Source organism: Saccharopolyspora gloriosae (assembly GCF_014203325.1).
Lineage (GTDB): Bacteria > Actinomycetota > Actinomycetes > Mycobacteriales > Pseudonocardiaceae > Saccharopolyspora_C > Saccharopolyspora_C gloriosae.
Genome location: NZ_JACHIV010000001.1, coordinates 724,421 through 749,939, shown reverse-complemented (window position 1 = coordinate 749,939; position 25,519 = coordinate 724,421). Strand labels below are relative to the sequence as shown.

Below are 25,519 nucleotides of genomic sequence, written 5' to 3'. Positions count from 1 at the left end.
AAAAGGTGACGAATCAGCCAGAACGGCAGCGGCCGCGTGTGATCCCGCAGAAGCCGTTGCGCGCGGCGGTGCAGATGACGTTCATGGTGGCGGTGCTGTGGGCGCTGGAGCTCTGGGACCAGCTGAACGGGCAGCGGCTGGACCAGTACGGCATCGAGCCGCACCGCATCGACGGTCTGGACGGCGTGCTGTGGGCTCCGCTGCTGCACGGCGGCCTGCCGCACCTGATGTCGAACACGGTTCCGCTGCTGGTGCTGGGCTGGTTGCTGCTGGCCAACGGCGTGGGCCAGTTCGTCGCGGTGACGGCGACGGTGTGGCTCGTCGCCGGTCTCGGGACTTGGCTGATCGCCGACGGCGGGACGCACATCGGCGCGTCCGGCGTGGCCTTCGGCTGGATGGTGTTCCTGCTGGTGCGCGGCTTCTTCGTGCGCAGCTTCGCGCAGATCCTGGTGGCGGTGGTGCTGTTCTTCTACTGGGGCGGGATGTTGTGGGGCGTGCTGCCCACCCAGCCGCAGATCTCCTGGCAGGGCCACTTGTGCGGCGCGCTGGGCGGGTTGCTCGCGGCGTGGCTGGTGGCGCGCAGCACTCGTCGAGGGGCTGAGAAGGCCGCGCCTGGCACACTGTCGGCGTGACGAACGCGCCGATCGGGATCTTCGACTCCGGGGTCGGCGGGCTGACCGTCGCCAGGGCCGTGCTGGACCAGTTGCCGGGCGAAGCGATCCGCTACGTGGGGGACACCGCGAACGCGCCGTACGGTCCGATGCCGCTGGCCGAGATCCGCGCCCGCACCCTCGCCATCACCGACTCGCTCGTCGAGGACGGGGTGAAAGCACTGGTCATCGCGTGCAACACCGCGTCGGCGGCGTGCTTGCGCGATGCCCGCGAGCGCTACGACGTCCCGGTCGTGGAAGTGGTGCTGCCCGCGGTGCGCCGCGCCGTCGCCACCACGCGCAACAACCGGGTCGGGGTGATCGGCACCCAGGCCACCATCCGCTCCCGCGCCTACGACGACGCGTTCACCGCCGCGCCCCAGGTGCGGCTGACCACGGCCGCCTGCCCCCGGTTCGCGGATTTCGTGGAGCGCGGCATCACCAGCGGTCGCCAGGTCCTCGGCTTGGCGCAGGGCTACTTGGATCCGCTGCAGCAGGCGGACGTGGACACGCTGGTGCTGGGCTGCACGCACTACCCGATGCTCACCGGGGTGCTGCAGATCGCGATGGGCGATCACGTGACGCTGGTGTCCAGCGCGGAGGAGACGGCGAAGGACGTGGTCCGGGTACTCACCGAACAGGACTTGTTCAGCGAACGCCCCGATCCGACGCACGAATTCAGCGCAACGGGTGAGCCGGAGCGCTTCGCGAAACTGGCGTCCCGCTTCTTGGGTGGTCCGATCTCCATAACCGAGTCCGTGAAGCCCTTCGCCGTGTCAGGCTCATCGGTGTGAAGCTGACGATTCTGGGGTGCTCGGGCAGCCTTCCCCGTCCGGACTCACCCGCCTCCGGTTACCTCGTCGAATCCGGGGAGACGCGGATCGCCCTCGACCTCGGCAACGGCACGGTCGGCGCGATGCAACGTCACGTGGACCCGTTCGACCTGAACGGCCTGTTCCTGAGCCACCTGCATCCGGATCACTGCTCGGACTTCGGGGCGCTCACGGTGCTGCGCCGCTACCGCCCGGACCCGCCGTACGACCCGGCGGCGCACCGGCTGCGGGTGTTCGGCCCGCCGGAGACGCAGGATCGGCTGACCAGGCTGTACGCGCCCAACGCCGCGGAGCTCGCGGACACCGACCTCGCCGACGTGTACGACTTCGAGGGTTTCGACGAACCCGCCGAAGTGGGACCGTTCCGGGTGACGGCGCTTCCGGTGGACCACCTCTGCCCGGCCTGGGGTTTCCGGGTGGAGACCGCGGACCGCGTGCTCGCCTACACCGGTGACACCGGCCCGTGCGCGGCGTTGGAGGAGCTGGCCCGCCACGCGGACGTGCTGCTGGCGGAGGCGTCCTGGGCCGACTCCCCGGACCGCCCCGACGGGGTGCACTTGTCGGGCAGGCAGGCCGCCCGCGTCGCGAAGCGGGCCGGGGTGCGGCAGCTGCTGCTGACCCACCTGCAACCGTGGACGGACCCGCAGGAGATCCTTCGGGAGGCGATCGAGGAGTTCGACGGGCCGGTCGAGGTCGTCGAGGCCGGTCAGAGCCATTCGATCTGAACGAGCGGCGGCGTTCGCGGTGGAAGGGGAAACGATGACGATCACTGCGGTGTGGTCGATCGCGTCGACGGCGGACGTGAACGCGGGCGACGGGCTCAGCATCACCGAGCCGGGCGAGGTCGACGACCTGATCCGGCGGCTGGCGGAGCCGAACGCGGGCCCCGCGACGATCTGGCACGAAGGCAGGGAACTGGCCGACTCGGCCACCGGCATGCTCGACCACGACGTGGTCGCCGCGGTGTCCGGAGGTTTCGGCTACCTGAGCCACTTCGACGCCGACCACGACTACGCCGTGCTCGACGGCGACCCGTCCTCGCCCGGCTTGTCCGGTGAGGACGCCGAGTTCCCGGCGGGCAGCGGAGTCGATCCGGCGGTGCTCGCGGCGGCGCTGCGGGACTTCCTGGAGACCGGGCGGCGCCCGAAGGTCGTCGACTGGCGCGAAGTCGACTGGTAGCGCTGCCCGGCTGATCAGGCGGACCGCCGGCACCGCCGAGTACCCGCCGCGCGACTCGCCGCGAACGGACTCGTTAGGGTGGGCCGCGTGGCGAGAGCGGACGGGCGGAGCGACGACGCGCTCCGGGAAGTGCGAATCACCCGCGGCTACCAGGATTGGCCCGCCGGGTCGGTCTTGGTGGAGTTCGGGCGGACCCGCGTGTTGTGCGCGGCCAGCGTGCAGGACGGGGTGCCGCGCTGGCGCTCCGGTTCCGGCCTCGGCTGGGTCACCGCCGAGTACGCGATGCTGCCTTCCGCGACGAACACCCGCGGGGTGCGCGAGTCCGTGAAGGGCCGCATCGGCGGTCGCACCCACGAGATCAGCAGGCTCATCGGCCGTTCGCTGCGCGCCTGCATCGACTTGGCGGCGCTGGGCGAGAACACCATCGCCCTGGACTGCGACGTCATCCAGGCCGACGGCGGCACCCGCACGGCGGCGATCACCGGCGCCTACGTGGCCCTCGCCGACGCCATCACCTGGCTGAGCGCGGCGAGCAAGCTGTCCGACCCGAAGCCGCTGTCCTGCTCCATCGCCGCCGTCAGCGTCGGCGTGGTGGACGGCCGCGTGCGCCTGGACCTGCCCTACGAGGAGGATTCGCGCGCCGAGGTCGACATGAACGTGGTCGCCACCGACCACGGCACCCTCGTCGAGGTGCAGGGCACCGGCGAAGGCGCCACGTTCACCCGATCCACGCTCGACACGATGATCGATTTCGCGTTGACCGGCTGCGCCGAGCTGGCCCGCAAGCAGACCGAGGCGCTGGCCGCGCCCTACCCCGGCGAACTGCCCGGCGGCGCCAAGTGAGCCGGGTCCTGCTCGCGACCCGCAACGCGAAGAAGCTCGTCGAACTGCGGCGCATCCTCGAAGCCGAGGGCGTCACCGGCGTCGAGGTCATCGGCCTCGACGCCGTACCGGAGTTCCCCGAGGCCCCCGAGACGGGCGCGACGTTCGAGGACAACGCCCTCGCGAAGGCCGCCGACGCGGCCCGCGCCACCGGCCTGCCCGCGGTCGCCGACGACTCCGGCCTGAGCGTGGACGCGCTCAACGGCATGCCCGGAGTCCTCTCCGCCCGGTGGTCCGGCAAGCACGGCGACGACCAGGCCAACCTGGACCTGCTGCTCGGCCAGATCCACGACGTCCCCGACGAGCGGCGCGGCGGCGCGTTCGTGTCGGCGGCGGCCCTGGTGCTGCCGGACGGGACGGAGACCGTGGTGCGCGGCGAATGGCCCGGTACCGTTGCCCGCGCCGAACGCGGCACCAACGGCTTCGGCTACGACCCGATCTTCGTCCCCGAAGGCGAAACCCGAACCGCGGCGGAGCTCGCAGCGGAGGAGAAGGACGCCGGCTCCCACCGCGGCCGGGCGCTGCGGCTTCTCCTGCCGACGCTGCGCAAGCTGGCGGGTCAGTAGCGGTAGGCGATCGGTCTCGCACGGCGGGAGCGCTCTCTCGTCAGCGATGCGTCAGCACGGCGCGCGCTTCTTCCCGGGCGGATGACGTCCTGGGATCGATCAGCTCGTCCTGCGCCTTCGAGCGCGGACGTTCGGCGAGATCCGCGGCACCGGCTCGCGCACCCGCCGCCCTCGCTTCGAGCGCACCCGGAAATGGTCTCCGTCCGGAATCAGGCCCGTGTCACGCGGATGGCGGAAGCGTTCGGCGGGTTCGGGTAGTGGTGGCGGCGGGCCGGGGGAATCGTGCGGCGCCGATCCGCACCAAGCTCGCCCGGTGGTCGAGTGTGACGTCGATGACCTGCGGATGACTTGCGCGGGGAAAGTCGTAACGACCGTGCGTGATCGGGCGAAGTGCCGAGTGGGTCCGGCGATCGGGGCCGGGCCCGAGCACTTCGTGATCAGGGCGGGATGACGTTCGACCCGCTCCTGCCGGGAGTGCGACCGCGAACCGGCCGCGCTCCCGACGTCCCCGCGGTCCCGACAGGTGGGGACGACGCCGGGCCGCGAGCACAGCAGTGGCCCTCATCGGGCGGATCACCGCACCCCGTGGTCCGCTCGGCCATCCGTTGCTCTCGTCGCAGGAGACCCTTGATGAAGCCCTGGCTCGTGTACGCCTCCGTCGGCATCGCCTCCGCCGCCGTCACCTTCAGCGTCCTCACCGTGCTGCACGCCGCGAACTCGCTCGGCGCGCCCGCGCCGCGCCGCGCGGCGGCCGGTGATCCGGTGGACGCCGGTGAACAGGTGGCGCACCTCGCGGGGTCCGCGGTCCGCCCGGAGCTCGTCGCGCACAGCTGACGGCCGGTGCACAAGATCCTCTTGTGATGGCGGTCGCCCCGGGGGCCGGAGCGCGGCCGGTGGCGGTTAGGTTCCGCTGGTGTTCAGCGAATGGATAGAGCTGGTGGTGCTGGTCGTCGTCGGATTCCTGTCCGGCGCGATCAACGCCGTCGCCGGCGGCGGCTCGCTGCTGGTGTTCCCGGCGCTGCTCGCCACCGGCATGCCGCCACTGGTCGCCAACGTCACGAACTCCGTGGCGCAAGGGCCGGGGTTCGTCGGCGCCGCCGTCAGCCAGCGCGACGACCTCAAGGGCACCCCGCAACGGCTGCTGTGGACGTCGCTCGCGGCGGGCGTCGGCTCCGTGATCGGCTGCGTGCTGCTGCTCGTGCTACCGGGCGAAGTGTTCGACGCCGTCGTACCCGCGCTGGTCGGGCTGTCCGCGGTGCTGATGGCGTTCCAGAACACGATCAAGCGATGGCTCGGGCACCCGGAAGCGGGCGAACCCGACCGCACGGTGTGGCTCACCGTCGGGATCTTCTTCGCCTCGATCTACGGCGGCTACTTCGGCGGCGCCCGCAGCGTCATCCTCATCGCGATCCTGGTGCTCGCGGTGAACGACTCCATGCGGCGGCTCAACGCGCTCAAGAGCTGGCTCGGGCTGATCGGCAGCGCCGTCACGTTCGTCGTGTACGCGCTGATCGCGCCGGTCGACTGGACGGCGGTGCTGATGCTGGTGCCGACGACGGTGCTCGGCGGCTTCGTCGGCGGCAAGATCGCCCAACGGCTGCCCGCGACCCTGCTGCGCTACCTCGTAGTGGTCATCGCCGCCGGAGTCGCCGTCTACATGACCCTCGACTGACCGGTTCGGAGTGAACGGACCGTTCGTCCAACGGGATCGGACAAGCGGTCCGTTCACCCCGAACACCTCCCCGCTTCGCGCACTCACCTCCGCACCCCGCCGGCCGACGCCGAGTTGGAGTGAACGGACCGTTGGACCAACGGGATTGGGCGAACGGTCCGTTCACCTCGAAAGCCCCCCGCTCCGATACCTCGCGTCTGCGCCTCCAGGTAAGGCGAGATGGAGTGAACGGACCGTTCGTCCAACGAGATTGGACAAGCGGTCCGTTCACTCCGAAAACCTCCCCGCTGTGCGGTGCTGCCATGCGGGTGGCGAAGTCCGAGTGAACGGACCGTTCGTCCAACGGGATTGGACAAGCGGTCCGTTCACTTGGTTCGGGCATGAGAAAAGGGGACGTCTCCGGGTGGAGGCGTCCCCTTGTCGCGAGGGTCAGACGTTGAGGTCTTTGCGGAGGCGTTCGACGTGGCCGGTGGCCTTGACGTTGTACAGCGCCTTGTCGATCTTGCCTTCGGGGCCGACGACGAAGGTCGAGCGGATCACGCCCTGCACGACCTTGCCGTAGTTCTTCTTCTCCCCGAACGCGCCCCACGCGGTCATCACCGATTTGTCCACATCGGACAGCAGCGGGAAGGTGAGGCCTTCGGCGTCGCGGAACTTCGCGAGCTTCTCCGGCTTGTCGGGTGAGATGCCGACGACGTCGAATCCGGCGTCGTCGAGCTCCGCCAGGCTGTCCCGGAAGTCGCAGGCCTCCTTGGTGCAGCCCGGGGTGCTCGCCGCGGGGTAGAAGTAGACGACCAGGGACCGGCCCCGGTAGTCGGCCAGCGCCACGGTCTTGCCGTCGGCGTCCGGCAGGGAGAAGTCGGGCGCGGCGTCGCCCGCTGAGAGTCGCTGCTGTTCGCTCATGGTTCGACGTTAGTCCACGCGGAGGACCCCGTTCGCCTGGGCGGCCACCGACCGCCCAGGCCGCGCGGGATCAGGGCAGTCGAGGTGCGGTCTCCGGCACCGTCTGCGAGACGGTGTTCACGGAAACGGCCTCATCCTGATCGTCCGAGGCGATGAACCCACCGAACAACAACCCGGCCAATGCCGAGGCGGTCACGGACAGCGCGCAAACGGTGTAAAGGCGCAGGCTCACCGTTTTTCCTTCCCTGCTGGGTTTTCGAGGAACTCGTCGACGTCGACTACAGAGTGATCGTCGGCTGAAGGGGAGACGTTACCCCTTTCCCCCGAACGGGCGGTGAACGTCGTGCTACGGCCCGCACTCGCCTTCGTCACGGCGGTCGCCCGCGCCGGAAACGCCCACGGGTCGGCCTGCCGCGCACGGCAGGTCGCCGGCCTGCGACGAAGTTGCGGGCTCGCACCGCCCCGCGTAGACGGGAGGAACCAGCAACCCGACGTACCGGGAGAGCGCATGCCGACCGTGGCCGACCAGTTCATCGAAGTGCTCGTGCAAGCAGGCGTGCAACGGATCTACGGGATCGTCGGGGACAGCCTCAACCCGGTGGTGGACGCGGTCCGCCGCACCGAGGGCATCGAATGGGTGCACGTCCGGCACGAGGAGGCGGCGGCGTTCGCGGCGAGCGCCGAGGCCCAGCTCACCGGGCGGCTGGCGGTCTGCGCGGGCAGTTGCGGGCCGGGCAACCTGCACTTGATCAACGGGCTCTACGACGCGCATCGCAGCAGTGCACCGGTGCTCGCACTGGCCTCGCACATCCCGTCGGAGCAGATCGGCACCGGCTTCTTCCAGGAGACCCACCCGGAGGAGCTGTTCAACGAGTGCAGCCACTTCTGCGAACTGCTCTCGCAGCCGGAGCAGATGCCGCGACTGCTGCGCAGCGCGATGCAGACCGCCGTCGGGCACCGCGGGGTGTCGGTGCTGGTGCTGCCGGGCGACGTCGCGCACAAGTCGGCCGCTCGCCCCACCGGCAGCGGCACGGTGCACTCCGAGCCGCCGACGGTGGTGCCCTCGCCGACGCAGGTGGAACTGCTCGCGGAGTCGCTGAACTCGGCGGAGCGGGTGATGTTGTTCTGCGGTGCGGGAACCCGCGGCGCGCACCCCGAGGTGATGGAGCTGGCGGGCACCCTGCATTCCCCGGTCGGGCACGCGCTGCGCGGCAAGGAGTGGATCCAGTACGACAACCCCTACGACGTGGGCATGAGCGGTCTGCTCGGCTACGGCGCCTGTCAGCAGGCGATGCAGAAGGCGGATCGGGTGGTGCTGCTGGGCACCGACTTCCCGTACGACAACTTCCTGCCGCAGGCCAACACCGTCCAGGTCGACATCGACCCGACGCACCTGGGCAGGCGCACGGTGCTGGACCTGGCGGTGCAGGGCGACGTGCGGGAGACGATCCGGGCGGTGCTGCCGAAGCTGCGCCAGAAGACCGACCGGAGCTTCCTGGACCGGATGCTGCGCGAGCACGCGGACCAGTTGGAGCAGGTCGTCGAGTCCTACACCACGAACGTGCACAACCAGGTCCCGATCCACCCCGAGTACGTCGCCGACGTGCTCGACGACCTGGCCGCCGAGGACGCCGTGTTCACCGTGGACACCGGGATGTGCAACGTGTGGGCGGCCCGGTACGTCACGCCGAACGAGCACCGCCGGGTGCTGGGCTCGTTCGTGCACGGGTCGATGGCCAACGCCTTGCCGCAGGCGATCGGCGCGCAGGTCGTCGACCGGAACAGGCAGGTCATCTCGATGTCGGGTGACGGCGGGTTGTCCATGCTGCTGGGAGACCTGTTCACCCTCCGCACGCATCGGCTGCCGGTGAAGCTGGTGGTGTTCAACAACTCCTCGCTGGGCATGGTGAAGCTGGAGATGCTGGTGGACGGCATGCCGGATTTCGGCACCGACCACGATTCGATCGACTTCGCGGCCGTGGCCGCGGCGGCGGGGATCCATTCGGTGCGGGTGGACCAGCCCGCTCAGGTGCGCGACGCGCTGGCGGGGGCGCTGGCGCATCCGGGGCCCGCGCTCGTCGACGTGGTCACCGACCCGAACGCGCTGTCCATTCCGCCGCGCATCACCGGCACCCAGGTGAAAGGCTTCGCGCTGGCGGTGAGCCGGACGGTGCTCTCCGGCGGGGTGGGCAAGATGGTGCAGCTGGCGCGCAGCAACCTGCGCAACGTGCCGCGGCCTTGACCGTCGGCGGGTGGGCGTCACTCGTCCCAGGGCGCCGGTTTCGGCGCGGTAGGCCGGTTCGTCGCTCTGCGTGAGCGCATGCCGCACTCGTGCGGACCGGTCACCCGCGTCGGCCTCGATCTGGCAGCCGAGCGAGCGTCGGCCGGGAAAGCCAGGTCCCGCGCCGGGACCTGCCGCCGGACCGCGCGGAACCGATGCCGGAACCGGGCGGCGGGGCGCTCGTCGAGCACGCCGGCGGGGCTGATCGAGGCCGGGGACACTCCTCGAATCCGCCCGCGCGGATGTCGGTTGGGTGACACGATGGTGACGCTCGGTTCGCAGGGTGGACACTGATCTCCATGACAGTGAGTCCCACCGTGCGCCGTCGCCGCCTCGCTGCGGAGCTGCGCAGGCTTCGAGGACTGGCGGAGGTCACGCAGCAGCAGGCCGCCACCCACCTCGGTTGCACCCAGGCGAAAATAGGCAGATTCGAAACGGCGAAGCGCTCACCCTCCATCGGGGACGTCAGCGCTCTGCTGGACTTCTACGCCGTCAACGGCGCCGAACGCGAGCAATTGATCAACCTGGCCAGGGACGCGCGCAAGCGCGGCTGGTGGCATTCCTACAGCGACGTGCTGCCCGAGTGGTACGAGACGTACGTGGGGCTGGAGGCCGAGGCCTCGTCCATGCACACCTGGGAGTCGGAGGCCGTCCCCGGCCTGCTGCAGACCGCGGAATACGCCTACGCCATCACCAAGTCCACCTTGATCCGGGCCAACGAACCGGAGATCGGGCGCCGCGTGGAGCTGCGGATGCAGCGCCAGGACCGGATCACCGGCTCTCAGCCCTTGGACCTGTGGGCGGTGATCGGCGAGACGGCGTTGCGGCGCGGCGTGGGCGGTTCGGCCGTACTGCGCCGCCAATTGGAGCACTTGCTCACTTTGGCGGAACTGCCGAACGTGACGTTGCAGGTCATGCCGCTGGACGCGGGCGCGCATCCCGCGCAGGCAGGTCCATTCGTCATCCTGCGCTACTCCAATCACGTGGATCCGGATGTCGTCTATCTGGAAACCCACGTGGGCGGGTTATACCTCGAACGAGATAACGAGCTGTCCAAATACGTGACGATGATGGACCATCTACGCGCACACGCGATCGACCCGGAAGGGTCTATTCAAGTGATTCACGAGCGCATAGGAGAGCTGTAGATGGAATACCTCACGGGTTGGCGGACCAGCACCCGTAGCACGCACCAAGGGCAATGCGTGGAGGTCGGCTTCGGGAGCGGGCGCGTCGGCGTGCGCGATACGAAGGACCGACCGGGTGGCTACTTCGCCGTCGACCCCGCGCGGTGGGGGGACTTCCTCGGAGTCCTCAAGCGCGGCGAGTTCGACCGCTGACCCTGGCTTGACCGCGTCCGCGGGCCGCACCGGCCGCGTCGCGGGAACCAACTGAAGAACCGAGCGGGTGGCACGATCCGCACCCGCTCGGCTCCGATTCTTCAAGTCGGATTAATCCTGCAGTTGATCTCCTGATCGGGTTGCTTTCCGCCCGCTTCCTGGCTGGTTCCGGTTCAATGCGAAACACATCTCACCCGAATGGTCCTACCTGCTTCCGGTATTAATCGTCGGGAACGGGTTCGAGGAATGGCGCGAGCAACTCCGGCACCGCTTCGTCGGCGAACGCGAGACCGTCCCCGGTGCGCACGTCCGGCACCGCGTAGCGCCCCGAACCCGCGGCGGTGGTGGCGACGACGTCCATCAGCCCGGACCGGCGCTGGAACACCGACTGCTCGAACCGCCAGCCGATGATCCCGGCGCGCTGCAGCGCGACGGTCCGCCGCACCGCGGTACCGCGCCTGCTGAGCAGGTACCGCCCGTGCAGCCGGTGCCCCAGGTTCCGGTAGGCGTCGACGCCGAACGCCACCGCGATCAGCGCGCTGAGCACCACCACCGCCACGGCCGGTCCGGCGGGGATCCAGCCGAGCACCGCGCAGGTGATCGCCGCCGCCGCGAACGGCAGCGCCGACAGCAGCGCCCAGGTGATCCGCCTGCGCAGCGCCGCGACCGGATGCCCGGTGAAGCCCTCGGAAGGGAACCGGTCCTCCCCTAGGACTTCGGCGGCGACCCGCCGCGCTTCGGCGCGCGGAGCGGGCGGCAGCAGCGTCTTCGCGTCCGGCTGGCTGCCGTCCTTGGTGTCGCTGAGGCCGGTGGCGACCGCGTTGGTGCGGGCACCGCGGGTCCAGCGCAGCAGCAGCGGTTCGGACACCTCGACACCGCGCAGCCGCTTCTCCTCCAGCGAGATCGACCGCTTGGTGAGCAGTCCGCGCCGCACCCGCAGCGTCCCGGAGGACTCCCGGGTGAGCGTGAAGTTCCACCACAGCTCCAGCGACAGCAGGAACGACCCGAGCACCCCGATCAGCACCGCCCCCAGCGCGGGAACGCCGATGCCCAGCCACAGCGGCACCGCGCGGAACTCCTCCCCGATCGCCCGGTACAGCCCGAATTTCACGAACAGCTCGGAGAACGAGCCGAACGCCGAGGCGATCGCGCCCCACACGGCCAGGATCAGCGACATCGTCACGCCGGAGTAGAGCAGCCACACCGGGCGCAACCGGGCCAGCGCCCCGTCCGCCGCTTCCGGGTCCGAAGTGGACTCGCGCAGCAGCAGGGCCGCCCGGATCCGCTCCGCGTCCGGCCGGGCGATGCCGTCGAGCTTGAGCTCACCGTCCGCCTGGGCCCCGGTGCCGATCTTCACGACGGACAGCCCGAGCAGCCGGTGCACCGGGTCGGCGGTGAGGTCGACGCTGCGCACGCGATCCCGGGGCAGCGACCGGTGGCTGCGCGAGAGCGCCCCCTTGCGCAGCTCCACCCGTTCGTCGCTGATCCGGTAGGTGGTGAACCACCAGTCCAGCGCGGCCATCCCGGTGAGCACGGCGGCGGCGCCCGCCCAGATCCCGGACATCGAGGCGACCACCACCGGGTTCGCCCCCGCGATGAGCATCACGCCCGCGGTCGGGATCAGCGGTGCCAGCACCAGGATCAGCAGCACCAGCACGATCTTGGCGTCGAGCCGCCGCCAGTCGGTCGCCGCCGTCATGTCGCGTCCCCGCGCGCGGCCTGCGTGGTGGCGGTGAGCACGTCGACGAGTTCGGCGGCCACCCGGTGGTCGAGCCCGTCGATGCGCAGCGGCCCGGCCGCCGAGGCCGTGGTGACGGTGACGCTGGAGAGCCCGAACATCCGCTGCAGCGGGCCGCGCACGGTGTCCACGGTCTGGATCCGCGACATCGGCGCCACCCGCCACTCCTGCCGCAACCAGCCGGCGGCCGTGTAGACGGCGTCGTCGGTGTTCTCCCAGCGGTGCACCCGGTAGCGCCATTGCGGCATCACGACCAGGTAGGGCACGCCGAGCACGGCCACCGCGGCCAGTCCCAGCAACAACCAGGGCCGGGCGGGTGCGATCAGCGCGGCGAGCACCGCGAGGGCGATCAGCGGCGGTAACACCAGCGTCGCGGCCTGCGCGGACCACCAGCCGATGGCTCTGCGTTCGATGCGGTGGCGAGGCGGGCGCAACCGCACCGCCGAGCTCGCCGGACTGTCTGCTGTGGACACTTCGCGGTCTCCGATCCGCTGGTGAGGTGGTGGTGGCCATGGTGTCAGCTTTCGCGCGCGGGCCGGTCGGCTTCCCGCCCACCGCGAGCCCCCGCACGCGAGAGCCGCGGTCCGCTACAGCTCGCGGACCTGTTCCCACAGCCGCGGCCACGGTTCCTGCCGATCGGTCAGCAGCCACACCGGGATGCCGCCGTGGCCGACCTGCCGCATCTCCGCGAAGTACGGCCGCCACTTCGCCGGATCGTTGCCGACGATCAGCACGTTCTCGGCGGACGGATCCGGTGGGCCGAAGTACCCGTAGCCGCGGTGCGGGCTGTGCGCCAGCGGCAGCCCGTACTCGTCGGACCGCGCGTCGAGCATCGCCGCCAGGATGTAGCTCTCCCCGACCACGGCGGTGTGCTCGCGGACGTCGGCGGGCAGCCGCCGGTAGGCCGCCGACACGTCCTGCGCGAGCGTCCGGTCCGCGGGCACCCCGAACGCCGAGGTCAGCAGCGTCGACATCGCCACCACGCCGCCCGCCGCGAGCACCGACAGCGCGGTGGCGGGCCAGACCACCCAGCTCAGGCCGCGGCGCTCCGACGCGACCCGCGCTTCGCGCCTGCGCTGGAAGGCCACCGCGCCCGCCGCCATCAGCACGCCGTACATGCCGATGACGTAGTACGGTCGCCCGCTGGTGGCGATGTAGAACGCGTACTGCACGAGGGCCGCAGCCCCGATGAACCGGTACGGGCGGAACTCGGCTGCGGACAGCAGCCGCGCCGTGCCGTACAGGCACAGGACGGTGCCGAGCACGCCCGCGAAGAGGATCATCTGGACGGCCTCCCCCGAACGGCCACCGCTGAGCGTCGGCGTCTCCGACACGACCACCTCTCGCATCGCGAGCTGCGGCCACCCGTGCAACGCCTGCCAGGTCAACGTCGGTGCCGCGATGACCAGCGCGATCCCGGCGCACCCCCAGAACATCGGGCGTCGCAGCAGATCACGCGGACCGAACACCAGCAGGCATCCCAGCAACGCCGCGCACAGCACGGCGACGTGGACCTTCGTCTGCATCGCCACACCGATGACGACGCCGAGCGCGAGCAGCAACCGGTCGTCGGCGCGACCCTCCGCGTGCTGCCTGCACCAGCGCACCAGCAGCTGGCACAGCAGCATCCACAGCGGCACTTCCAGGGTGTACGGCGTGATCCAGTGCGCGATCAGCGACGTCCACAACCCGGTCGCGAACGCCAGCCCCGTGATCACCTGGCTGCGCCGGTCGCCGCCGAGCTCCTTCGCCAGCAGCCCGGCGAGGAAGATCCCGCTCGCCGAGATCAGCGTCGCGGGCAACCGCAGCAGCAGCATGGAGTTCGGCGCGAGCCACTCCATCGCGCCGGCCAGCAGCGGCGCCAGCGGCGGCTGGTCCACGTACCCCCAGTCCGGGTGGTACCGGCCGATGGCCAGCATGTAGACCTCGTCGATCCAGTACCCGCCGAACGCGCTGACGCTCAGGTGAGCCGCCGTGAACACCGCGGCGATGAGCAGGAGCGGCCTGCTCGCGAACACCGGCGGGGATTCGGTTCTGGACGGTGGGCTCGTGGTGGTGGGCACCGCTGTGTGCATGTTCTCCCCCAGGACTGCCGTGGACGATGTCCATTCCACGGCAGCGGCGGGGATCACCGCGACGGCGTTCGGTCTGGTTCCGGCCGCACCGAAGTCGTGCCGACGTGCGACTTTCGTAGGTTCATCGCCGCCGACCGGTGCGGATGCGGGCCGAACGGGCCCGTGACGCGGCTACCGTGTGCGTTGTGCAACGCCCGCTATGGCGACACCTGTGGGACACGCCGCGGGCCGCGGTGTTCGACGTGGTGCTGGTCGCCGTCCTGCTGCCGCTCGGCCCGATCCTCGCTTCGCTGTACCGGTCGGACCTGCCGCCGCAGGACTACGGCTGGATGGGCGGCCGGTGGGTCGCGGTCGTGCTGGTGAACCTGTTCACGGTGAGCCTGCTGGTGCGCCGTCGCTTCTCGGTGGTGCTGCTGGCCGTCGGAACGGCGTCGATGCTCGTCCACGTGATCACGTTGTCGGCGGGCATCGGTGCGTTCCTGGTGATGAACATGCGGACCGACCCGTGGATGCCCGCGGACCTGATGTTCGCCGTCTACGCGTTCGCCGCGTACGAAACCCGCCACCGGTGGCGGGTCCTCGGCTGGATACTGGTCGCCGTCATCGTGTTCACCGCGCTGCGGCCGTGGACGCACCCGGACGGCGAAACGCTCAGCAACGCTTTCTGGATCACCGTGTTCCCCGCGGTGCTCGGGTTGTGGATCGGTGCGCGGCGGCGGCTCGTCGCCGCGCTGCGCGACCGGGCCGACCGCGCGGAACGAGAACAGCACCTGCTGACCGAGCAGGCCCGCGCGGACGAGCGGGCGAAGATGGCCACCGAGATGCACGACGTGGTGACCCACCGGGTGAGCCTGATGGTGCTGCAGGCGGGCGCGCTGGGCGTGACCGCCCGGGACGCCGCGACCCGGACCGCCGCCGAGGAGCTTCGCACCGGCGGCTGCCAGGCGCTGGACGAGCTGCGCGACTTCCTCGGCGTGCTGCGCTCCGGGGACGAGCGGGTCGATCGGACTTCGAGCGCCCCGGCTCCGGACCTGGCCGGGCTGGTCGCCGAGACGGAGGCGGTGGGCGTCCCGGTCCGGCTCACCGAGCTCGGCAGCACCACCCAGGTCTCCCCGTCGGTGGGCCGCGCCGCTTACCGCGTCGTGCAGGAAGCGTTGACGAACGTGCACAAGCACGCTCCCGGCACCTCCGTCGAGGTGCACGTGGAGTACGGCCCGGACCGGGTGCGGCTGGCGGTGCGCAACACGCGACCGGAATCGACCGGGGAACTAGCGGGGCACGGCGCGGGCGCGGGCCTGCTCGGGCTGCGGCAGCGGGTGGAACTCGTCGGCGGCACCTTCCACTCCGGTCCGACCGGCGATGGCGGGTTCGAGGTGAGTGCCATACTTCCGGGGTACGTGCCCACGGCCGAAGCCGTTTCCGGCTAGTGCCTTGCCGAACGGGGACTCTGGGGTGAGCGAACCGATCCGCGTCGTGCTGGTCGACGACGAGCCGATGGTGTGCGCGCACCTGCGCACCATCCTCGGTTCGGCGCCGGACATCGAGGTCGTCGACGACGCCCAGGACGGCGCCGCGGCCGTGGAGGCCGTGGTCCGGCACCGGCCGCACGTGGTGCTGATGGACCTGCGGATGCCGGGCGTGGACGGGCTGACCGCGACGGAGCGGATCAGCGAGCTGCCGAACCCGCCCGCGGTGGTCGCGCTGACGACGTTCGACGCCGACCAGTACGTGCTGCGGGCGTTGCGGGCCGGGGCTTCCGGGTTCCTGGTGAAGTCGACGCCGCCGGAAGATCTGATCGGGCTGGTGCGGGTCGCCGCGGACGGGCACACCGTGCTGTCGCCGGAGGCGGCGAAGCGGCTGATCACCGCGTCCTCCGGGCAGCAGACCGGCAGGCAGCGCGCGCTGGCCTCGATCCGCGAGCTCACCGAACGCGAACGGGAAGTGCTCACCGGCATCGGCGAGGGCCTGTCCAACGCGCAGATCGGCGAACGCCTCTACCTGTCGGAGGCCACGGTGAAGGGCTACGTCTCCCGGACCCTGGTGAAGCTCGACTGCACCAACCGCGTCCAGGCGGGGCTGATCGCCTACGAAGCGGGCCTCACCCACCGCTGAGGTCGCGGCCGCGAGCCACCTCGCGGGAATCGCGATGTTCCCGGCCGCCGTGTCGCCGAACTCCTCGCTCACCCGAGGAGATTTTGAGCCTTCTCTCGTCAACGACGAAGCGAAGCCTGCCTTGCGGCCGAAGGCCGTGCCTGTATTCGCGCAGCGAATAGCCCACGTCGAAAAACCGGTCACCAGCGGGTTCTCAGTCGGTCTCTCGCGAGGACGGCTTTTCCCTCGTGGCGGAGCCACTAGGGAAAAAGATCCCGCAGCGAGAGACCAACTGAGGTTCCGCCACCCGGACACCCGAGCAAAACGACCGCACAAGCCCGAGCTCAGGCCCAGAGTTGGCCGTCGAGGCGTTGGGCCGCTTCGTCGAGGGTGCCGCCGTAGGCGCCCGTCGACAGGTACTTCCAGCCCGCGTCGGCCACCACGAACACGATGTCCGCCGACTCCCCGGCGGCGGCGACCTTCTCGCCGATGGTCAACGCCGCGTGCACCACGCCGCCCGTCGAGATCCCCGCGAAGATGCCCTCCGACTCCAGCAGCTGCCGGGTGCGGCGCAGCGCGTCGTACGAACCGACGGAGAACCGCCGGGACAGCACGTCCGGGTCGTAGAGCTCCGGCACGAAGCCCTCGTCGAGGTTGCGCAGCCCGTACACCAGCTCGCCGTAGCGCGGTTCGGCCGCCACGATCTGCACGCCCGGCTTCTGCTCCCGCAGGTACCGGCCCACGCCGACGAGGGTGCCGGTGGTGCCCAGACCCGCGACGAAGTGCGTGATGCCCGGCATGTCCCGCAGGATCTCCGGCCCGGTCCCCCGGTAGTGCGCGTCGGCGTTCGCCGAGTTGCCGTACTGGTAGAGCATCACCCAGTCCGGGTTCTGCTGGGCCAGTTCCTTCGCGACCGCGACCGCCTGGTTGGACCCGCCCGCCGCGGGCGAGGAGACGATGCGGGCGCCGAACGCCTGCAGGATCTGCCTGCGCTCCTCGGAGGTGTTCTCCGGCATCACGCAGACCAGGCCGTAGCCCTTGAGCTTCGCGGCCATCGCCAACGAGATGCCGGTGTTGCCGGAGGTCGGTTCCAGGATGGTGCAGCCGGTGGTGAGCCTGCCTTCCTTCTCCGCCGCCTCGATCATGGACAGCGCGGCGCGGTCCTTGATCGAACCGGTCGGGTTCCGGTCCTCCAGCTTCGCCCACAACCGCACGTCGGGGGCCGGCGAGAGGTTCGGCAGCCCCACCAGCGGGGTGTCACCGAGTGCGTCGAGCAGCGAGTCGTAGCGGGCCACGACGTGCCTCCAGTCTCAGCCGGTCGGACTCAGCGCATGCCGCCGGCGACGGCGGGCAGGATGGTGACGTTGTCACCGTCGGCGACGCTGGCCTCCAGGCCGCCGGAGAAGCGCACGTCCTCGTCGTTGACGTAGATGTTGACGAAGCGGTGCAGCGAGCCTTCCTTGACCAGGCGGTCCTTGAGGCCGTTGTGCTTGTTGTCGAGGTCGTTGATGACCTCGGCGACGGTGCTGCCACTGGCTTCGACGGACTTCTGCCCGTCGGTGTGGGTGCGCAGGATGGTGGGGATCGAGACCTTGATTGCCATGTTGAGGAACCTCCCTGTCCACAAGGACTTCTGAACGGAACTTTCGCACGCCGAAACCCGCCGCGTGCGGGGCGGCAGGTGCGGATCAGCCCTGGTCGGGCACCTCGTCGGTGCCGGTGTGGGCGAACATGTACGACTCCACGATCTCCACCGGCTCCTCGGTCACCACGCCGTCGAGGATGCGGTACGAGCGCAGCTCGTGGGTCTCCGGGTCCCTGGTGGACACGAGAACGTAGTGCGCGTTCGGCTCCGAGGCGTAGGCCACGTCGGTCCGCGACGGGTACGCCTCGGTAGCGGTGTGCGAGTGGTAGATGACGATCGGCTCTTCGTCGGCCTCGTCCATCCCGCGCCACACCTTGAGCTGCTCACCCGAGTCGAACCGGTAGAACGTCGGCGAGCGCTCCGCATTGATCATTTCGATGAGCCGCTCGGGGCGGTCCGACCCGTCGGGACCGGCAATGACGCCGCACGCCTCGTCCGGGTGGTCCCGTCGAGCGTGCGCGACCATCGCGTCCACGAGGTCACGTCGAATCACCAGCACAGGCACCATCCTACTATGTGAGGCACCGGTGTCCAACATGCGGAACTTCGCTGTCCGGTGCCGTTTGCGGGATCAACGTTCGCCCACAATGGTTCATTCCCGCGCCGAGGGGTAGAGGCGCGTGTAGGACGTCACCTCGCCGACGGGTTCGGCCGCGAGCACGGCCCGCACGACGGCCCGCCGCACGACCCGCGCGGCCACCGCGCACACCTCGTCGAGCACCGGAACCCACTGCGCACCGGGTTCCCGGTCACCGGTGGCGAGGACGAACGCGGTGTCCCCGTCGAGCATCGTGTGCGCCGGGCGGATCGCCCTGGCCAGGCCGTCGTGGGCGGCGACCGCGATCCGGCGGCAGTGCGCCTTGGTCAGCGCCAGGTCGACGGCGACGGTGCCGATGGTGGTGTTCAAGGGGCGGGACGCGGTGCCGTGCCGGCCGGGCCGGCCGGCGGCGGGGTCGTGGCGGCCTCGGGCGGCGGCGATCTCCGCGTCCGCCGGAGCGCGCAGGCCGGGTTCGGGTTCCCACGGCAGACCCGTCTCCGGGTCGATCACGGAGCCGAGCGAGTTGACCGCGAACAGCGCGCCCACGGTGACGTCGACGCCGAGCGCGGCGCTGCGGAACACGGCGCTCGCGGTGCCGATGCCGCCCTTGACCGCACCCGCCACGGCCCCGGTGCCCGCGCCGACGTTGCCCTCGCGGGTCTCGTGCGCGGTCGCGGCCTCGCAGGCGAGGCGGCCGAACTCGGCGTCGGGCCGGTTGCCCCAGTCGCTCATCGGCAGGTCGAACAGCACGGCGGCGGGCACGACCGGCACCACTTCGTGGGCTTGGGCGCCCACCTGGAGCCCGTGCCCGCGTTCCGCCAGCCACCGCATCGCGCCGTCGGCGGCGGCGAGCCCGTAGGCGCTGCCACCGGTGAGGACCACGCCGTGCGCCTGCGAGACCAGGTGCGTCGGCTCCAGCACATCGGTCTCCCGCGTACCGGGCCCACCACCCCGCACATCGACCGCGGCCACCGCCCCGCGCGGCACCAGCACCACGCTGGTCCCCGTGGCCCACTGCTCGTCCAGCCGCTGGTGATGCCCGACGAGCACCCCCGCGACGTCCACGATCGAATCCCGCACCCCGAACCCCATGCCCCCATCCTCCCCGGCACAAGACGAACCCCCACCGCCCCCGCTCAGCCAGAGACGAAGCCAACCCAGCCCAACCGAACCCCGCACATCAAAGCGAAGCGGCACCCTGAACAGCGAACCCGCGCCCTACGACCAAACGCCACGCCCTGGGCGGCGAACCAAGCCTCCCCAACACCCGAATCCCGCACCTAGCAACGAAGCCGCGCACTAGGGAAGGCGAAGCCACACCTGCCTTGCGGCCGAAGGCCGTGCCTTCGCGGCGAAGCCGTGCAGTGGGCGGCGAAGCAAAACCTGCTCGGCGGCCGAAGGCCGTGCCTGTATTCGCGAAGCGAATAGCCCACGTCACAAAGCCGACCACCCGCGGGTTCTCAGCTTCCTTCTCGCGAGGACGGCTTTTTCCCTCGTGGCGGAGCCACTCGGGAAAAAGATCCCGCAGTGAGAAGGACGCTGAGGTTCCGCCACCCGACCACCAAAGCAAACCGACCGGGCGGGCAACCTCAAGAAGAAACCGCGTCGACCAAGCTGTCTTGGACCCAGGTGAGCCACTGGTACACGCCGAGATGTTCGCGCCGGAGGTCGTCTTCCGGGGGTTCTTCCGGCATCTCGTCCTGCACGTCGAGGGCGGTCCCGAGCGCGAGCCGGACGTCGTTGAGCGCGGCCATCCAGTTGTCGGCCTGTTCGCCGCTGAGCACGACCCGCCCGCCTTCGCGGGGGCAGGTGTCGAGGACGACGGAGGCGACGCCGGTCTTGGTGTCGAGCAGTTCCGGCTCGTACAGGGAGCGCATCGCGCCGGCGGCCTCGGGCTGCTCCTCGTCGGTCTCGCCGGTGTCGGGGTCGCGCCGGTAGAAGTCGGGCAGCAGCCGTCCGAGCACCCGATCTTCGGGCGGCGTGGACGGGCCGGTGCGAATTCCGGTGAGTTCGGCCAGTTCGTCCTGCGGCGTCTCCTCGGCGCGTGCCGTGAGCATGTCCTTGATCTGGCCGACGAGCCCGCGGATCACGGCCGCTTCCTGCTGGGACAGCTCGGCGACCACGTGCCCGTTCTTGCGAGTCCAGCCGTTCACGTGATCACGAGTCTTTCTGCATCGTGGCCCACAGGCCTGCGGCGTGCAGTTTCGCGACGTCGCCCTCGACCTTCTCCTTCGCGCCCGAGGACACGGCGGCCCGGCCCTTGTTGTGGACGTCGAGCATCAGCTTGGTCGCGTGGTCCCGGCTGTAACCGAAGATCTTCTGCAGAACGTAGGTCACGTAGGACATCAGGTTCACCGGGTCGTTCCAGACGACGGTGACCCACGGCTTGTCCTCGTCTCCGAGTTCAGCCGGTTCCAGTTGCGCGCGCTCCAGTTCAGCGGGCGAGGTCATGTCCCCATGTTCGCACGTGGGCACGGGGGCGGTGACGACCGCACGGCCAAATCGGGCACGACCTGCGGGCGAGACGGGCCGTCGCGGGCACGTAACCTCTGATCCATGACGGCCGCTGCCAGTACCGCGTTGCGCACAGATCATTACGAGCTGACCATGCTGGCCAGCGCCTTGCGGGATGGGACCGCGGAGCGCCGGTGCGTGTTCGAGGCGTTCACCCGGCGGTTGCCGGACGGCCGCCGCTACGGCGTGGTCGGTGGCACCGAGCGGGTGCTGGAGGCGATCGAGAACTTCCGCTTCGACGAATCCGAGCTGGAGCGCCTTGCCGAGGATCATGTGGTCGATGAGACCACCTTGGCGTGGCTGCGCGACTACAGGTTCCGCGGCGACGTGGACGGTTACCCCGAAGGTGAGCTCTACTTCCCCGGTTCGCCGCTGCTGACGGTGCGCGGCACGTTCGCCGAAGCGGTCCTGCTGGAGACCGTACTGCTGTCGATCATGAATCACGACAGCGCGATCGCCGCCGCCGCGGCCCGGATGGTCTCGGCCGCCAACGGCCGCCGGATCATCGAGATGGGTTCGCGGCGCACTCACGAGGAGTCCGCCGTCGCCGCGGCCCGCGCCGCCTACCTGGCCGGTTTCACCGCGACGTCGAACCTGGAGGCGGGCCGCCGCTACCGCATCCCCACCACGGGCACGTCGGCGCATTCGTTCACGTTGCTGCACGATTCCGAGCGTGCCGCGTTCGAGTCGCAGATCGCCGCACTTGGCGCGGACACGACACTGCTGGTGGACACCTACGACATTTCGCGGGGCATCGCCACGGCGGTGGAGGTCGCCGGGACCGGCCTGGGCGCGGTGCGCATCGACTCGGGCGACGTCGGCGTGCTGGCGCGGCAGGCGCGGGAGCAGCTGGATTCGCTGGGTGCCACCGGCACCCGCATCGTCGTGTCGGGTGATCTGGACGAGTACGCGATCGCTTCGCTGCGCGCGGAACCCGTCGACGGCTACGGCGTGGGCACCTCGCTGGTGACGGGTTCCGGGGCGCCGACGGCGGGCATGGTCTACAAGCTCACCGAGGTGGAGGGCCGCCCGGTGGCCAAGCGCAGCACCCGCAAGGGGTCCCGCGGCGGCACCAAGTCCGCGCTGCGCAGGCACAAGGACACCGGCACCGCGCTGGAGGAGGTCGTGCACCGCACCGGCCCCGGCTTCGCGGAGCCGAAGGCGGGCCCTCACGACCGGGTGGTGCCGATCCCGCTGGTCCGCGGCGGGAAGCGGGTCGATGACCTGCCGTCGTTGGAGGACAATCGGCAGCGCCTGCGGCACGCCCTGGTGAGCCTGCCGTGGGAGGGCCTGAAGTTGTCCAGCGGAGAACCGGCGATCTCGACGGTCTTCCACGCTGAGGAGTCGATATGAGCTCAGAGGTGCGCAAGGCGCTGGTGATCGTGGACGTGCAGGTCGACTTCTGCGAGGGCGGCGCGCTGGCCGTGGCCGGTGGGGCCGAGGTGGCGGGGGCGATCTCCCGGCACGTGGCGGAATCCGGTTACGCGCACGTGGTGGCGACGCGCGACCACCACATCGATCCGGGGGCCCACTTCAGCTCGAAGCCGGATTTCGTGCGGTCCTGGCCGGTGCACTGCGTGGCGGGCACTGCGGGCGCCGAGTTCCACCCGCGGTTGGAGGTCGGCCCGCTCCACGAGGTGTTCTTCAAGGGCCAGTACAGCGACGGCTACTCGGGGTTCGAAGGCGTCGACGGCACCGAGCACACCCTCACGGAGTGGCTCAACGCGCACGAGGTCACCGACGTCGACGTGGTCGGCATCGCCATGGACCACTGCGTGCGCGCGACCGCGCTGGACGCGGCGAAGGCCGGGTTCACCACCTCGGTCCTGCTGGACCTGACCGCGGGCGTCTCCCGCGCCACCGTCGAGTCGGCGCTGACCGACCTGCGCGCCGCGGGCGTGACGACCACGGGCACCCCGATCGTCGTCTGAGCGGCCCCGCGTCGTCGATCGCGGGCGGACTCGCCAGGGGATGCGGGCGGGGGGTTGACAGGGGTGGGCGGTAGCGTCCCAGGGCGTGCCAGGTTCTGTTCCGCAGTGGTCCGATCCGGATGTGTTCGAGCTCGACGAGACCGACGAGCTCCCCCCTGAGATCGCCGCCGACCTGGCGCTGAAGGGAGCTCCCGGCGACAAGAAGCGCCGCCGCGACGAGCCGATCACCGCGAAACCACCGGAGCAGATCCCCGACCTGGCGACGCTGCTCGGGATCGCCGTGGGGTCCGTCGGCGGCTCCGAGCGCGAAGGGCAGTCGCGGATGGCGGCGGCCGTGGAGCACTCCATCGGCTCCGGTGAGCACCTCGCGGTGCAAGCCGGGACCGGCACCGGGAAATCGCTCGCCTACCTGGTGCCCGCCATCCGGCACGCCGTGGTCGAAGCGACCACCGTCGTCATCTCCACGGCGACCATCGCGCTGCAGCGCCAGCTCGTCGACCGCGACCTGCCCCGGCTGTCGAAGGCGCTCGCCGACGCGCTCGGACGGCCGCCGACGTTCGCGATCCTCAAGGGCCGCCGCAACTACCTGTGCCTCAACCGGATCCACGGCGGCGCCCCCGAAGAACCCGAAGAGGGCGCGCTGTTCGACCCGTTCGCCGCTTCCGCGCTGGAACGCCAGATCAAGCGGATCCGCGAGTGGTCCACCGAAACCGACACCGGGGACCGCGACGAGCTCGTGCCCGGTGTCACCGACCAGGCGTGGCGGCAGCTGTCGGTGACCGCGAAGGAATGCCTCGGCGTGCACCGCTGCCCCATCGGCACCGACTGCTTCGCCGAACGCGCCCGCGGCGAAGCGGGCCGGGCCGACGTCGTCGTCACCAACCACGCGCTGCTCGCCATCGACGCCCTCGACGACCGGCCCGTGCTGCCCGAGCACGACGTGGTCATGATCGACGAGGCGCACGACCTAGTCGACCGGGTCACCTCCGCCGCCACCGGGGAGCTGTCCGCGAACCAGGCGAAGCTCGCCGCGCGGCGTTGCGGCCGGGCCATCGACCAGAGCATCGCCGACCGCCTCGACGAGGCCGCCGAAGGCATCGAACTCGTCCTCCAGGACGCCCGCCCGCAACGGCTCGAGGAGATGCCGCAGGCGCTCGGCGGCTCGCTCACCGCGCTGCGCGACGCGTCCGCCGCGTGCATGACCGCGCTCGGGCCGGAGCGCAAGGAAGATCCCGAAGGCAGCAGCGCCCGCAAGCTCGCCCTCGCGCTCACCGAAGAACTCCACGACAACGCCGTGCGGCTGCTCGACGCGTTCGACGAGCCCGAAGGGCAGCGCCGCGACGTGGTGTGGATCAGCAGCGAACCGAACCGGCCGCCGACGATGAAGGTCGCGCCGCTCGGCGTCGGCGGACTGCTGCGCGAGCGGCTGTTCGGGCAGCGCACCACGGTGCTGACCTCGGCGACGCTGGCGCTCGGGGGCTCCTTCGACACCCTCGCCCGGCAATGGGGGCTGCCGCCGGAGCGCAAGGCGGCGCCCGCCGCCGACATGGCCAGCGGCAAGGAACCCCCGTCGGACACCGGCGGGCCGAAGTGGACCGGGCTCGACGTCGGCTCACCGTTCGAGCACCAGCGCAGCGGCATCCTCTACATCGCCCGGCACCTGCCGCAGCCGGGACGGGACGGGCTGCCGCCGGAATACCTCGACGAGCTCACCGAACTCGTCGAATCCGCCGGTGGGCGCACCCTCGGGCTGTTCTCCTCGATGCGCGCCGCGCGGCAGGCCGCGGAGGAACTGCGGGAACGGCTCAAGACCCCCGTGCTGTGCCAAGGCGAGGACAACACGGCGCAGCTCGTCGCCAAGTTCGCGGCCGACCCGGAGACCTCGCTGTTCGGGACGCTGTCGCTGTGGCAGGGCGTGGACGTGCCCGGCGAATCGCTGCAACTCGTGATCATGGATCGGATCCCGTTCCCGCGGCCCGACGATCCGCTGGCCTCGGCGCGGCAGAAGGCCGTGTCGGCGCACGGCGGCAACGGCTTCCTCACCGTCGCGGGCACCCACGCCGCGCTGCTGCTCGCCCAAGGCGCCGGGCGGCTGCTGCGGTCCTCGAACGACCGCGGCGTGATCGCCGTGCTCGACCCGAGGCTGGCCACCGCCCGCTACGGCGGATTCCTGCGCGCGTCGCTGCCGCCGTTCTGGACCACCTACGACCCGCAGGTCGTCCGCGGCGCCCTCACCCGCCTCAACGCCACCACCTGACGCCCGCTCCCCGGAGTGAACGGACCGCTCGTCCAACGGCACTGGACGAACGGTCCGCCCACCCTGCCCGCGCCACGCCTCGCTCCCCCGGAGTGAACGGACCATTCGACCAACGAGATCAGGCAAACGGTCCGTTCACTCAAAACCCCACCGTCCCCGGCACACCGCAGCGCCACAGCGACGGAACGCCGATGCGAGTGAACGGACTGTTCGTCCAACGGCATTGGACGAACAGTCCGTTCACTCAACCGGCCACGGCCACGCTCACTGATCGGCGCGGAGCTTCGCGCAGCGACCGGACCGCTTGTCCAACGGCATCGGTCGAACAGTCCGTTCACTCAACCCGGCCCCCACTCCGGCAGCGCTCACCGATCGGCGGAGCTTCTCGGAGTGAACGGACCGCTTGTCCAACGGGATTGGACGA

Annotated in this window: 27 protein-coding genes; 16 read left to right on the top strand and 11 right to left on the bottom strand. The window is 70.5% G+C overall.

All coding sequences use genetic code 11. The features are described 5' to 3' along the window. Positions 1-38 precede the first annotated feature (38 nt). From BJ969_RS03610 to BJ969_RS03575, 8 genes are all read left to right on the top strand, one after another. Positions 39-632, top strand: coding sequence for a rhomboid family intramembrane serine protease (locus BJ969_RS03610; protein ID WP_184484738.1), 594 nt, complete (start codon positions 39-41; stop codon positions 630-632). Further along, positions 629-1,444 (top strand): glutamate racemase, encoded by an 816-nt coding sequence (murI, locus tag BJ969_RS03605; RefSeq protein ID WP_184477284.1) that lies wholly within the window; start codon positions 629-631, stop codon positions 1,442-1,444. Before BJ969_RS03610 ends, murI begins: the two co-directional genes overlap by 4 nt. Further along, a complete protein-coding gene (locus BJ969_RS03600) occupies positions 1,441-2,208 on the top strand; it encodes an MBL fold metallo-hydrolase (protein WP_184477282.1) in 768 nt (255 codons plus the stop codon). The genes murI and BJ969_RS03600 overlap by 4 nt, the downstream gene beginning before the upstream one ends. 34 nt (positions 2,209-2,242) lie before the next feature. Beyond that, positions 2,243-2,662 carry an Imm1 family immunity protein gene (locus tag BJ969_RS03595; protein WP_184477280.1) on the top strand — a complete coding sequence of 140 codons (420 nt, stop codon included), beginning with the start codon at positions 2,243-2,245 and terminating at the stop codon, positions 2,660-2,662. Between the two features lie 87 nt (positions 2,663-2,749). Next, complete coding sequence (rph, locus tag BJ969_RS03590) at positions 2,750-3,505, top strand: ribonuclease PH (protein ID WP_184477278.1); 756 nt, start codon at positions 2,750-2,752, stop codon at positions 3,503-3,505. Then, positions 3,502-4,110, top strand: coding sequence for an RdgB/HAM1 family non-canonical purine NTP pyrophosphatase (rdgB, locus tag BJ969_RS03585; RefSeq protein ID WP_184477276.1), 609 nt, complete (start codon positions 3,502-3,504; stop codon positions 4,108-4,110). The genes rph and rdgB overlap by 4 nt, the downstream gene beginning before the upstream one ends. Before the next feature lie 630 nt (positions 4,111-4,740). After that, positions 4,741-4,944: a hypothetical protein gene (locus BJ969_RS03580; RefSeq protein WP_184477274.1), complete on the top strand. Its 204-nt coding sequence runs from the start codon at positions 4,741-4,743 to the stop codon at positions 4,942-4,944. A gap of 79 nt (positions 4,945-5,023) precedes the next feature. Beyond that, positions 5,024-5,782 (top strand): TSUP family transporter, encoded by a 759-nt coding sequence (locus tag BJ969_RS03575; RefSeq protein WP_184477272.1) that lies wholly within the window; start codon positions 5,024-5,026, stop codon positions 5,780-5,782. Positions 5,783-6,211: 429 nt separating this feature from the next. Here the strand turns inward: BJ969_RS03575 and bcp are convergent, their stop codons facing one another. Together bcp and BJ969_RS03565 are read right to left on the bottom strand one after the other, a co-directional pair. Then, positions 6,212-6,685, bottom strand: a complete 474-nt coding sequence (gene bcp, locus BJ969_RS03570; protein WP_184477270.1) for a thioredoxin-dependent thiol peroxidase — start codon at positions 6,683-6,685, stop codon at positions 6,212-6,214. A gap of 70 nt (positions 6,686-6,755) precedes the next feature. Then, a complete protein-coding gene (locus BJ969_RS03565) occupies positions 6,756-6,917 on the bottom strand; it encodes a hypothetical protein (RefSeq protein WP_184477268.1) in 162 nt (53 codons plus the stop codon). A gap of 276 nt (positions 6,918-7,193) precedes the next feature. Between BJ969_RS03565 and BJ969_RS03560 the strand changes: the two genes are divergently transcribed. The 3 genes from BJ969_RS03560 (at position 7,194) to BJ969_RS03550 (ending at position 10,306) form a co-directional block, all read left to right on the top strand. Further along, positions 7,194-8,927 (top strand): pyruvate dehydrogenase, encoded by a 1,734-nt coding sequence (locus tag BJ969_RS03560; protein WP_184477266.1) that lies wholly within the window; start codon positions 7,194-7,196, stop codon positions 8,925-8,927. Between the two features lie 338 nt (positions 8,928-9,265). After that, positions 9,266-10,114: a helix-turn-helix domain-containing protein gene (locus BJ969_RS03555; RefSeq protein ID WP_184477264.1), complete on the top strand. Its 849-nt coding sequence runs from the start codon at positions 9,266-9,268 to the stop codon at positions 10,112-10,114. Next, positions 10,115-10,306, top strand: a complete 192-nt coding sequence (locus tag BJ969_RS03550; protein WP_184477262.1) for a DUF397 domain-containing protein — start codon at positions 10,115-10,117, stop codon at positions 10,304-10,306. Between the two features lie 220 nt (positions 10,307-10,526). On the opposite strand, the gene BJ969_RS03545 is transcribed toward BJ969_RS03550, so the two are convergent. From BJ969_RS03545 to BJ969_RS03535, 3 genes are all read right to left on the bottom strand, one after another. Continuing rightward, on the bottom strand, positions 10,527-12,005 hold the full coding sequence (locus tag BJ969_RS03545; RefSeq protein ID WP_184477260.1) for a PH domain-containing protein: 1,479 nt from the start codon (positions 12,003-12,005) through the stop codon (positions 10,527-10,529). Continuing rightward, positions 12,002-12,517 carry a PH domain-containing protein gene (locus BJ969_RS03540; RefSeq protein ID WP_184477258.1) on the bottom strand — a complete coding sequence of 172 codons (516 nt, stop codon included), beginning with the start codon at positions 12,515-12,517 and terminating at the stop codon, positions 12,002-12,004. Before BJ969_RS03540 ends, BJ969_RS03545 begins: the two co-directional genes overlap by 4 nt. 114 nt (positions 12,518-12,631) lie before the next feature. Beyond that, positions 12,632-14,119 (bottom strand): ArnT family glycosyltransferase, encoded by a 1,488-nt coding sequence (locus BJ969_RS03535; RefSeq protein ID WP_184477256.1) that lies wholly within the window; start codon positions 14,117-14,119, stop codon positions 12,632-12,634. Positions 14,120-14,304: 185 nt separating this feature from the next. Between BJ969_RS03535 and BJ969_RS03530 the strand changes: the two genes are divergently transcribed. Further along, on the top strand, positions 14,305-15,546 hold the full coding sequence (locus BJ969_RS03530) for a sensor histidine kinase (protein ID WP_343071199.1): 1,242 nt from the start codon (positions 14,305-14,307) through the stop codon (positions 15,544-15,546). A 25-nt stretch (positions 15,547-15,571) separates the two neighbouring features. After that, complete coding sequence (locus BJ969_RS03525; protein WP_184477253.1) at positions 15,572-16,231, top strand: response regulator; 660 nt, start codon at positions 15,572-15,574, stop codon at positions 16,229-16,231. A 323-nt stretch (positions 16,232-16,554) separates the two neighbouring features. On the opposite strand, the gene BJ969_RS03520 is transcribed toward BJ969_RS03525, so the two are convergent. From BJ969_RS03520 to clpS, 6 genes are all read right to left on the bottom strand, one after another. Then, positions 16,555-17,505, bottom strand: coding sequence for a PLP-dependent cysteine synthase family protein (locus BJ969_RS03520; protein ID WP_184477251.1), 951 nt, complete (start codon positions 17,503-17,505; stop codon positions 16,555-16,557). A gap of 29 nt (positions 17,506-17,534) precedes the next feature. Further along, entirely contained in the window at positions 17,535-17,813 is a 279-nt protein-coding gene (locus tag BJ969_RS03515) for a MoaD/ThiS family protein (protein ID WP_184477249.1), read from the bottom strand. Between the two features lie 85 nt (positions 17,814-17,898). After that, positions 17,899-18,354, bottom strand: coding sequence for a M67 family metallopeptidase (locus BJ969_RS03510; RefSeq protein WP_343071685.1), 456 nt, complete (start codon positions 18,352-18,354; stop codon positions 17,899-17,901). 93 nt (positions 18,355-18,447) lie between these two features. After that, positions 18,448-19,485 (bottom strand): P1 family peptidase, encoded by a 1,038-nt coding sequence (locus BJ969_RS03505; RefSeq protein ID WP_184477245.1) that lies wholly within the window; start codon positions 19,483-19,485, stop codon positions 18,448-18,450. 497 nt (positions 19,486-19,982) lie between these two features. Beyond that, positions 19,983-20,546: a DUF2017 domain-containing protein gene (locus tag BJ969_RS03500; protein WP_184477243.1), complete on the bottom strand. Its 564-nt coding sequence runs from the start codon at positions 20,544-20,546 to the stop codon at positions 19,983-19,985. Between the two features lie 4 nt (positions 20,547-20,550). Then, the gene (gene clpS / locus BJ969_RS03495; protein WP_184477241.1) at positions 20,551-20,844 is read right to left on the bottom strand and encodes an ATP-dependent Clp protease adapter ClpS; all 294 of its coding nucleotides are present in this window, start codon (positions 20,842-20,844) and stop codon (positions 20,551-20,553) included. 105 nt (positions 20,845-20,949) lie between these two features. Between clpS and BJ969_RS03490 the strand changes: the two genes are divergently transcribed. From BJ969_RS03490 to BJ969_RS03480, 3 genes are all read left to right on the top strand, one after another. Then, complete coding sequence (locus BJ969_RS03490; protein ID WP_184477239.1) at positions 20,950-22,260, top strand: nicotinate phosphoribosyltransferase; 1,311 nt, start codon at positions 20,950-20,952, stop codon at positions 22,258-22,260. Between the two features lie 8 nt (positions 22,261-22,268). Further along, a complete protein-coding gene (locus BJ969_RS03485) occupies positions 22,269-22,838 on the top strand; it encodes an isochorismatase family protein (protein ID WP_343071684.1) in 570 nt (189 codons plus the stop codon). Between the two features lie 85 nt (positions 22,839-22,923). After that, positions 22,924-25,095, top strand: coding sequence for an ATP-dependent DNA helicase (locus BJ969_RS03480; protein ID WP_425503518.1), 2,172 nt, complete (start codon positions 22,924-22,926; stop codon positions 25,093-25,095). The last annotated feature ends 424 nt before the right edge of the window (positions 25,096-25,519 follow it).